Origin of the sequence: Micromonospora sp. NPDC049903 (genome assembly GCF_044460945.1) — a bacterium.
Lineage (GTDB): Bacteria > Actinomycetota > Actinomycetes > Mycobacteriales > Micromonosporaceae > Micromonospora.
The window spans coordinates 38,933-47,533 of record NZ_JBITKL010000013.1 but is presented as its reverse complement, the minus strand read 5'-3'; the positions used below and the strand labels follow the sequence as shown (position 1 = coordinate 47,533).

The 8,601-nt window shown below is 69.1% G+C and carries 9 protein-coding genes; 4 read left to right on the top strand and 5 right to left on the bottom strand.

Going from position 1 to position 8,601, the window contains the following annotated elements; translation table 11 throughout:
• Positions 1–104: 104 nt before the first annotated feature.
• Entirely contained in the window at positions 105–302 is a 198-nt protein-coding gene (locus ACIBO1_RS20195; protein ID WP_396748623.1) for an MbtH family protein, read from the top strand.
• A 187-nt stretch (positions 303–489) separates the two neighbouring features.
• Positions 490–1,737: a diaminobutyrate--2-oxoglutarate transaminase gene (gene ectB / locus ACIBO1_RS20190; RefSeq protein ID WP_396748840.1), complete on the top strand. Its 1,248-nt coding sequence runs from the start codon at positions 490–492 to the stop codon at positions 1,735–1,737.
• A gap of 148 nt (positions 1,738–1,885) precedes the next feature.
• Here ectB and ACIBO1_RS20185 read toward each other — a convergent pair whose 3' ends face one another.
• The 5 genes from ACIBO1_RS20185 to ACIBO1_RS20165 are packed head-to-tail and all read right to left on the bottom strand — an operon-like array spanning position 1,886 to position 5,823.
• Positions 1,886–2,488, bottom strand: coding sequence for a hypothetical protein (locus tag ACIBO1_RS20185; protein WP_396748838.1), 603 nt, complete (start codon positions 2,486–2,488; stop codon positions 1,886–1,888).
• Positions 2,485–3,759 carry a hypothetical protein gene (locus ACIBO1_RS20180; RefSeq protein ID WP_396748621.1) on the bottom strand — a complete coding sequence of 425 codons (1,275 nt, stop codon included), beginning with the start codon at positions 3,757–3,759 and terminating at the stop codon, positions 2,485–2,487. The genes ACIBO1_RS20185 and ACIBO1_RS20180 overlap by 4 nt, the downstream gene beginning before the upstream one ends.
• Positions 3,756–4,511 (bottom strand): ATP-binding cassette domain-containing protein, encoded by a 756-nt coding sequence (locus ACIBO1_RS20175; protein WP_396748619.1) that lies wholly within the window; start codon positions 4,509–4,511, stop codon positions 3,756–3,758. Before ACIBO1_RS20175 ends, ACIBO1_RS20180 begins: the two co-directional genes overlap by 4 nt.
• Positions 4,508–5,293, bottom strand: a complete 786-nt coding sequence (locus ACIBO1_RS20170) for a zf-HC2 domain-containing protein (protein WP_396748617.1) — start codon at positions 5,291–5,293, stop codon at positions 4,508–4,510. The genes ACIBO1_RS20175 and ACIBO1_RS20170 overlap by 4 nt, the downstream gene beginning before the upstream one ends.
• Positions 5,290–5,823: an RNA polymerase sigma factor gene (locus tag ACIBO1_RS20165; protein ID WP_396748615.1), complete on the bottom strand. Its 534-nt coding sequence runs from the start codon at positions 5,821–5,823 to the stop codon at positions 5,290–5,292. The genes ACIBO1_RS20170 and ACIBO1_RS20165 overlap by 4 nt, the downstream gene beginning before the upstream one ends.
• A 304-nt stretch (positions 5,824–6,127) precedes the next feature.
• On the opposite strand from ACIBO1_RS20165, the gene ACIBO1_RS20160 reads away from it, so the two are divergent.
• Entirely contained in the window at positions 6,128–7,246 is a 1,119-nt protein-coding gene (locus ACIBO1_RS20160; RefSeq protein WP_396748613.1) for a hypothetical protein, read from the top strand.
• The gene (locus tag ACIBO1_RS20155) at positions 7,243–8,421 is read left to right on the top strand and encodes an ankyrin repeat domain-containing protein (protein ID WP_396748611.1); all 1,179 of its coding nucleotides are present in this window, start codon (positions 7,243–7,245) and stop codon (positions 8,419–8,421) included. The genes ACIBO1_RS20160 and ACIBO1_RS20155 overlap by 4 nt, the downstream gene beginning before the upstream one ends.
• The last annotated feature ends 180 nt before the right edge of the window (positions 8,422–8,601 follow it).

Sequence of the window (8,601 nt, the reverse complement as noted above, 5' to 3'; positions counted from 1 at the left end):
GGAGCTGCACGACGCGTCTGCGTGTTCGTCTCTATGGGCGGTACGCGTGGGCCCGGCACCATCGGGCTCAGCTATTCGGATCACCCGACCACGCCGGAGGGGTCATGACTGACGACGGTGTCTACCGCGTCGTGCGCAACGACGAGGAGCAGTACTCGATCTGGTGGGCCGACCGGGAGCTGCCGCTCGGCTGGACCGCCGAGGGGACGTCCGGGTCGAAGCAGGAGTGCCTGGACCACATCGGGACGTTGTGGTCGGACATGCGGCCGCGAAGCCTGCGGGAGCACATGGCCCGGGCCTGACGGCCGAAGTCCGTACCGCACCAGCCTTCATGCCGCCCCGCCCCGCCACACATGGCATGCGGCGGGGCGGCAGCACCGCGTCCCGTCGCCGAGGGCCGGCAGGTCAGGCCGTGGACGCAGGCAGCTACATCGACGCGGCTCCGAAACCGTAATGGACGGGCAGCTCCAACTCCGAGGAGACATCATGATGGCGCCGACTATCGAGTCAGAGGTCCGTAGTTACTGCCGAAGCTGGCCGATCGTGTTCGGCCACGGGCGGGGCAGCCGAATGTTCGCCGACGACGGCCGCGCCTACCTTGACTTCTTCGCCGGCGCGGGTGCCCTCAACTACGGTCACAACCATCCGGTCCTCAAGCGAGCCCTGCTGGACTACCTGGAGCGGGACGGGGTCACCCACAGCCTCGACATGCTGACCTCCGCCAAGCAGGACTTCCTCGCCGAGTTCGCATCGCAGGTCCTCGCCCCCCGCAGCCTGGACTACCGCGTGCAGTTCACCGGCCCCACCGGCACGAACAGCGTCGAGGCGGCACTCAAACTCGCCCGCAAAGTGACCGGACGCCACACCGTCGTCGCTTTCACCGGCGCATTCCACGGCATGTCACTGGGCTCACTGGCCGTCACCGGAAACGCCACCTTGCGCGCAGGTGCCGGCGTCCCACTCGGCAACACCTGGCGCGTCCCGTACGACGGCTTCGCCGGAGGCCAGGTCTCCGGGCTCACCCTGCTCGACACCATGCTCGCCGACAGCAGCAGCGGAATGGACCTACCGGCTGCCGTCATCGTGGAGACCGTGCAGGGCGAAGGCGGCATCAACCCCGCCCGCGCGATCTGGCTCGCCGACCTCGCCGAGCTGTGCGCCCGCCGCAAGGTGCTGCTGATCGTCGACGACATCCAGATGGGCTGCGGTCGCACCGGCCCGTTCTTCAGCTTCGAGCACGCCGGAATCACTCCCGACATCGTCTGCCTCTCCAAGTCCATCAGCGGGTACGGCCTGCCGATGTCCCTGACGCTCTTCCGTCCCGAACTCGACGTGTGGCAGCCCGGCGAACACAACGGAACCTTTCGCGGCAACAACTTCGCCTTCGTCACCGGGGCGGCCGCGCTCAAGGAATTCTGGGTCGACAGCAAACTGGAGAAGCAGACAGCGGAACGGGACATCCTGCTTGAGGCGAGGCTGGCGGAACTCGCCGGTCGGCACCGGGCGCACGCAGTGACGTCACGCGGCCGGGGCCTGTTGTGGGGTCTGGCCTTCCGGGAAACGCCGCTGGCCCGACGGGTCGCCCGGGAGGCGTTCGCCCGTGGGCTGCTGGTGGAGACGTCCGGATCCGCCGACGAGGTGGTGAAGCTGATGCCGCCCCTGAACCTGACGGATGAGGAACTGGCCGAGGGCCTCGACATTCTGGAGCAGTCGGTGACGGCAGCGGTCGACCGCTAGGTGATCCCGGTCGTGAGTTGTTCGGGGTTATGCAGCGGGCATCGTGCTGCGCACCGGTGCCGAGCTGGCGGCCGGAGCTTGGCGAGCCAGACTCCTCCGCCACCACGCCCGGCCGCTCGCCCAATGCGAGGCGCAGAGGGTTTCCACCCTAGGCGCGGGATCCGCGGTGGAGGTAGGTGGTGGCACCGACGGCGAAGATCATGATGGCGGTGAGCCACGCCGCTGGCGAGGTGGAGGTCTGGATCGGCCAGGCCCAGACCCCCACAATGCCGCCGGTGTGGCGCGGAGCGGCAGCGTAGACGGCGCAGACGTAGAGGAAGGCTGGCAGCCACGCCAGCCGCACGCCGAGCAGCGCCGCGCCGCCGGCGACCAGTCCGATACAGCCGAGCGCATTGCGGATCAGTGCGTATGCACCGTACGTGTCGGGTTCTCGTAGCCCGGCCAGGCTGAGTGCTATGGCGGTCACGAGGGTGGCGACGAGAAGGTGCCCGGCTCGCCAGGCTCTCCACGGCAGGGAGGTGCTGCGTTCGAGGTTCTCGTCGGCGCCGCTGAGGGTGGGCCCGAGCAGTAGTGCGGCCAGCAGCGGTGCGAGCGCGATCATGGGGATCCGGGCGTTGGCCCCGTCGAAGTAGGTCCTGCTGGCGAGCCACGTGCCGCCGGCACCGGCCAGCAGTGTGATGACGCCGAGGCCGACCGCGAAGGTCGATGCGCCTCGGGCGGCCAGGTGCAGCCGGAGAAACCGCCGGGTCAGGGCCATTGGCCGAGCCGGATCAGAGTCTGCTCGTCGCATCGGTCAGCGGCGGCGAGGTAGTCGGCGAACCAGGCTCGCTGCGCGTGCTCCGGCATCGCGCGGAGCCTGGCGATGGGTGCGTCGGCGATGGTCGCCGACTCGTCGAGCATCCACTCGGCGGCCAGCTCGTCGGTCCAGTAGACCCGCTGGTCGATCCTGCGTACCCCGGTGGGATCCGCGCAGACGGCGCGGGTGATCTGCCGCAGGTCGGCCCGCAGATGGTCGGGGCTGGCCAGGCCGCCGAGCGCGGTCGACTGGTGGCCGAGGCTGAGCCAGACCGTGTCGTCGTCCTCGCCGAAGGCCTGGCCGATCGGCTTCGCGGCCTCGTCGACCGCCCTGCTAGGTGCTCCGGGTATCCCGTCGAGACGTTCCAGGACCGGCTGCACGGCCGCGGTGACGTCATCGAACAGGAAGGCGTTGATCCTGGAGAGACACACCTGGGGGCCGCTGCTGGTGCAGACCAGCTCCAGCGCCGCCGGGTCGGCCGGGAGGTGGCGGGTGTCCCGCCCGATGACGATCGGCACCGCGACGGTGATGGCGAGGACGCCGGCCAGCAGGGCGGCTCGGCGCCACCGCGCGGCGGCGGCGAGCAGCAGAGCCGTCACTGTCACCAGCCAGGCGGCCTGCAACACGGTGATGCGCGCGGGGATGAGGGAGTGCGCCGCCCAGCCGCCGTAGAGGGGCGAGAGCCACGCCCAGGCCGTGCCGTCGCCGTACGCCACGACGGCCAGGCCGAGGTAGCTGGCGAGCGCGGCGATCGGCGCCGCCACCCGCAGGGGGACGAGCCGTCCGACGAGGACACCGAGCGCACCGGCAGCGGCCAGGGCCAGGACACCGACGATCAGCGTCCACCACCAGCCTCCACCGGCGTATGTCGCGACCCGGGCGACCAGCACCGCCGCCCCGGCGAACGCGGCCAACAGCCCAGCGGTACCGGACAGGGTCACGGCCAGCCAGGCCACCGCCAGCGGCTGCCATCTCGGGCGCGGGGTGGAGGCGATCAGCTCGTCCATGTCGCGCCGCCGTTCCCGACCGGACTGCCACGCTCCGGCCGCGACCATGAGGGCACAGAGCACCAGCATCGACATACGCAGGTAGTTCGCCAGCCCCGCCCACCGGCCGCCCCAGTCGTCCGGATGGATGACCAGCAGCCACACTCCGATGCCGAACATCGCCAGCGCGGCGGCGGGTGCCGTACCCCGGCGTAGCTCCACCCCCAGCACGCGCCTCACCGCGGTGCCGTCCGCGCGCCGCGCAGCACCGCCGTGTAACCCCGCTCGATCGGGGAGTCGCCGCTGTCGCCGTCGCCGCCGGCCGCGATCAGCTCGTCGGGAAGTCCGGTGAAGACCATCCGCCCCCCGTCGACCAGGTGCACCCGGGAGCATGCCGCCACGACGTCCTCGACCAGGTGGGTGCTGACCAGTACGACGGCGTCCAGCCCCACCTCCCGCAGCAACGCCCGCAACTCCACCCGCTGCTCCGGGTCCAGACCCGCAGTCGGCTCGTCCAACAACAGCAGCCGAGGTTCGTTCACGATGGCCTGCGCGATGCCGGCACGACGCAGCATGCCACCGGAGAGGTGTTTCATCCGGTCGTCAGCCCGGTCGAGCAAACCGACCCGCTCGATCGCCCGATCCACCGCCAGTGGAATCCTGCCCGGTGGCATCTCCCGCAGCCAGCCGAAGTACTCCACGAATTCCCGGACGGTGAAGCGCGGGTAGAAGCCGAATGCCTGGGGCAGGTAGCCCACCTGGCGGCGTACCTGCCGCAACCCCGAGGGGTCGCCGATGCGGTGACCCAGCAGCCGGACGTCACCCCGGTCGGGGCGCAGCACCGTGGCCAGGACTCGCATCAGGGTGGTCTTGCCAGCGCCGTTCGGACCGAGCAACCCGTGCACGCCCACCCCCAAGTCGAGGTCCAGATCGTCGAAGACGACCCGCTTGCCGTACCCCACGCGCAGGCCGTCGACGTTCACCATGGTCATGCCGGTTGTCTCCCCACCTGGTCCCGACGCACGTACACCACCACTGCGGCGACCGCGGTGACGCCCAGCCATACCGGACCGCGGGCCGACACGACCGACAGGTCCCCGACCGTCGGTGCCAGCACCACCGCCGCCCATCCCCCCGCCACCACGAGCGCGGCGTACGTGGGCTCGATCAACGAGCCGAGCGCCAGCGTCGTGACGGTCAACGCGACGCAGGCAAGCAGCCACGTCACCGGGGCACCGATCTGCGTCACCGTGCCGGCCAGGACTGCGACGGGTGCCGCCACCGCGAGCACCGTCAGCGTGCGCCACAGGACGATCCGCAGGCCGCCCTGCGGTGTCCCGGCGATCAGCTCGTGCAACGGATCGGTCCTCGGCCCATACGACAGGGCCGTCCCGACAGCGGGCAGCACCGGCGCGATCAGCAGGAGCAGCCACGACGGCACCATCATCGAGCTGACCGCCGTACCGGTGGCGAGCGCTCCGGTCACGGCCACCGACAGCAACCAGGCCGTCCGCGCCGCGGGCCCCGCACCCGCCAACACACGTACGCGTCGCCACCTGCTCCCCCGCCGCACTCGGCCCGGTGCCGACGGCCGGTGAGTCAGGGACATCGCGACCGCCTCGACTATCCGGGCCGTGGTCGCGTCCGGTGTGATGCTCCTCCGGCAGGCTTCGCAGCGGTCGAGGTGCGCCTCCACCGACCACGCGTCGACGTCGGCGAGGCGATCTTCGGCGTACGCCGCCAGTACCTCGGCCTCGGGGTGAAAGTCGTTCACGACAACGCCTCCCGCAACTCGCGGCGGGCGCGCATCGCCCGGGTCTTCACCGTGCCTTCGGGCACCCCCAGCAGCGTCGCCGCCTCACGCACTGTCAGGCCGTCCAGCACCGTCGCCTGCAACACCGCTCGCAACTGCGGCGACAGCCGGTGCAGCGCACCTGCCAACTCCTCGTCGTACATGCCGGCCAGGACCTCGTCCTCCGCCGACGGCGACCACGCCAGCACGTCCTCGCCCGGCAACCCCGCGCTCTGCGGACGGACCGACGCGCGACGTCGCGCGTCGATCAACCGACCAGCGGCGATCGTCCACAGCCAGCCCGCCGCCGTACCGTCCCCTCGGTAGCCGGCCGCAGCACGCCACACCGTCAGGAACGTCTCCTGCAGCACCTCCCGGACCAACTCCGGATCGCGACACCGCCTCCGCAGACGCAGCACCAACCACGACGCGTTACGCGCATACAACGCGTCGAACGCCTCGCAGTTCCCCTCACCGACAAGGCGCAACAGATCCTCATCGCCCACGTCCATCACGCAGGTTAGGACGCATCTGTCGGCGAAACGGTTCTCCCCACGCCGACACAGCGCGAAATCCACCAAGCACCCGCCGTACGCCTCGGGGTGGTAGGACTGCGTAGATTTCGACTCTGTCTCGCATTTCGGTGGTGACCGAAGGTGGGCGACGTCGTTAAGGTCCCGTGTGCTTATCTGCGCCTTCTTCGGACGTCAGGGGTACCGGCTCAGGGGCGCTCGACGGGGCTGCCGCTTGCTGAAGGGCGCGCGAGGGTGGGATCATCGCGATCATGATCGGAAGAATCGAGTCCTCCGTCCGCCGGTGAGCGCGACGACCGAGCCTGGACTGCTCGGACCCCAGATCGCTCTGTTCGAACACGCTCTGCGTCTTCATCAGCAACATCCCGACTCTGCTCTACCTCGCAACGGTAAGCCGTATCCGGACGGAGACCGTCACCGCACGCAGCCGTCATACCGGCGGGTGAGGGATCGACGCCTCTATGGGGCCGATGTCGCAGTCATCCTCGACGAACACTTCAGCCGACCCGACGCAACGGCGAGTGAACTCGTCAACGCCTTTCGCGAGGTCTACGTCCCGATCCAGCGCAACGACCACATCGTTGCCGCGGCGTTGCGTGCGGATCGGCGGCGCATGCGGCAAACCGGTCGGTGGTTGGTGCGGCACGGCATCGATCGCAATGCAGCCACGGTCGGGCTCGCGCTGCTGGCCGCCGATTGGGCCGAGGACGACATCCCGCTGATCCAAACCATCGGTCTGCTGTCGGACCATTTCGGGCCGTTGGCCGCCGAAGCGTTGCACCGCCGCCGTGGAGGTGCAGAAGCGCTGATATGGCTCGCCCAGCGCGTCACCAGCTGGGGACGGGTCTACGTCGTCGAGGCGCTATGCCGACAAGGCGCCACCAGTTCACGGGCATGGCTACTGCGCCATGCCTGCGACGGCGACTACCTCAACGGCTACTTCGCCGGCGAGGTTGCCACCACAGCGCACCTGCACGAGGCGATCACCGGCACCGATGTCGACGACGACCTGGTCGATCACACCGGCCGACTACTGAGGATCATGGCCGACTGCGGTGGCATGGGCATGACCCTCGAGCACTACCCACCGGCACCTGCCGTGATGGCCGCGCATGCTGCCCACCTCGCCCAGCAACCGCCGGCAGCGAACCGATACGTCGATGCCGCGATCATCGCCGACTATCTGACGACCAAGCCTCCGAACCGGTACGGCTGTACTCCGGAACAACGGGACCACATCGTGCAGCAGTACCTCGCCGTACTCGACCGGCCGGAATGGCGCGCTGCGGTCCGTGAGGGCCATGGCCTGAACAGCAACTTCTTCGATTGGTTTACCGGCCACGTGGCGGCGCGACTGCGCCTGCGCGCGTTTGCTGACCAGACGGGAGGTGATAATCGATGAACCATGCTGCCGATCAGCAACTCGTCGAGGCGGTGCAAGCCGGTGACGAAGTGGCCGTTGCACAGGCTCTTGCTGGCGGGGCGGACCCGAACGCCGAGGTGAACCGGTACCAAGGATCGGTGCTCATCGGAGCAGCTCGCAGCGGCAGGCTGGGAGTCGTCGGCCTGCTGGTGGACGCCGGCGCACGCATCGGACCCTTCGGACACTTCCACGTGACGCCGCTGCGCGTTGCCATGCTCGAAGCCCACACGGACGTGGTGCAGTACCTCATCTCCCACGGGGCCCTTCGGGCGGAATCCGCTACAAGAAGGAGCGTCTTGACGGAGGCCGTGTCCTGTACAAGGCACCGTCCTCGACCGGCCGCCCTTTCCACGCTGCAGGTGCTGCTGGAAGCGGGAGCAACACCACACCCAGACGAGGAGACACCTCTGATCGCTGCGGTCATGCAACCTGTCGCACCCGCGGTCCTGCGCCTCCTCCTGACGAACGGCGCGGACGTCAACCAGCAGCGCTCCGACGGTACGCCAGCGATCGTCATAGCTGCCCGGCGCGGAGATCATGCTGCAGTGGACGTACTCCTGCAGGCCGGCGCCGCCGTTGACGCCCTCGACCAGCAAGGGCGGACCGCGTTGATGCACGCGGTCGAACGCAACGAACAACGGGTCATCGCCGCCCTGCTGTTGGCCGGTGCCGCTATCGACTCGGTCAGCGCCGACGGCATGACCGCGCTGGAGCTGGCGCGCGGCTGGCAACGTCAGAACGTCCAATTCATGCTAGGCGAGAACAGCGCCGGCCTGGACGACGTGCCGATCACCCGCACCGCCGTCCGAATCCCTCCGACCGATGTCCGGCTTTGCGGTGACCCGCAGATGCTGCACCTGTTGGCGAGTGTCATCGACATCGTTCTGGACGACCTCGGCGACGACGAGTGGGCAACTCGGACTGGTACGGACGCCGGAACAGCGCGGGCCGTTGCCGCGCGACTGCGCACCGAGGTCGTCCCGGCTCCCAACGCATCGTGGTACCAGGCGGATGTCACCGCAGATGAACTCGCGGCCCTACGCTCGGCGTTGGTCGAGCTCGCCTACGGCACCACACACGTCCTGCCTGCCCCGACCAGCAGGTTGGAGATCGTCGACCTGCTTGAGGAACTCAACCGTCAGCTCGGGCGTTAGCCCGGTCAGGGCCATATCTACGGCAGTTCGGCGTCGGTGGGCGCTGTTGATCGGATCTGTAACAACGGCCGCGGGACAGCCGCTGTGCCTGCTCTCGCTTGGCACGCAGGAAAGGGGCCTGCTGCACCGATAGGTGACATCTGAGGTGGCTTGCCCGGTCGAAGTCGCGGTCGGCGCTGG

Bases quoted from the DNA above. Each gene is read 5' to 3' on its own strand.
- ACIBO1_RS20155 (WP_396748611.1), top strand. From the start codon at position 7,243: ATGAACCATGCTGCCGATCAGCAACTCGTCGAGGCGGTGCAAGCCGGT.
- ectB (WP_396748840.1), top strand. From the start codon at position 490: ATGGCGCCGACTATCGAGTCAGAGGTCCGTAGTTACTGCCGAAGCTGG.
- ACIBO1_RS20195 (WP_396748623.1), top strand. From the start codon at position 105: ATGACTGACGACGGTGTCTACCGCGTCGTGCGCAACGACGAGGAGCAG.
- ACIBO1_RS20175 (WP_396748619.1), bottom strand. From the start codon at position 4,511: ATGACCATGGTGAACGTCGACGGCCTGCGCGTGGGGTACGGCAAGCGG.
- ACIBO1_RS20165 (WP_396748615.1), bottom strand. From the start codon at position 5,823: ATGGACGTGGGCGATGAGGATCTGTTGCGCCTTGTCGGTGAGGGGAAC.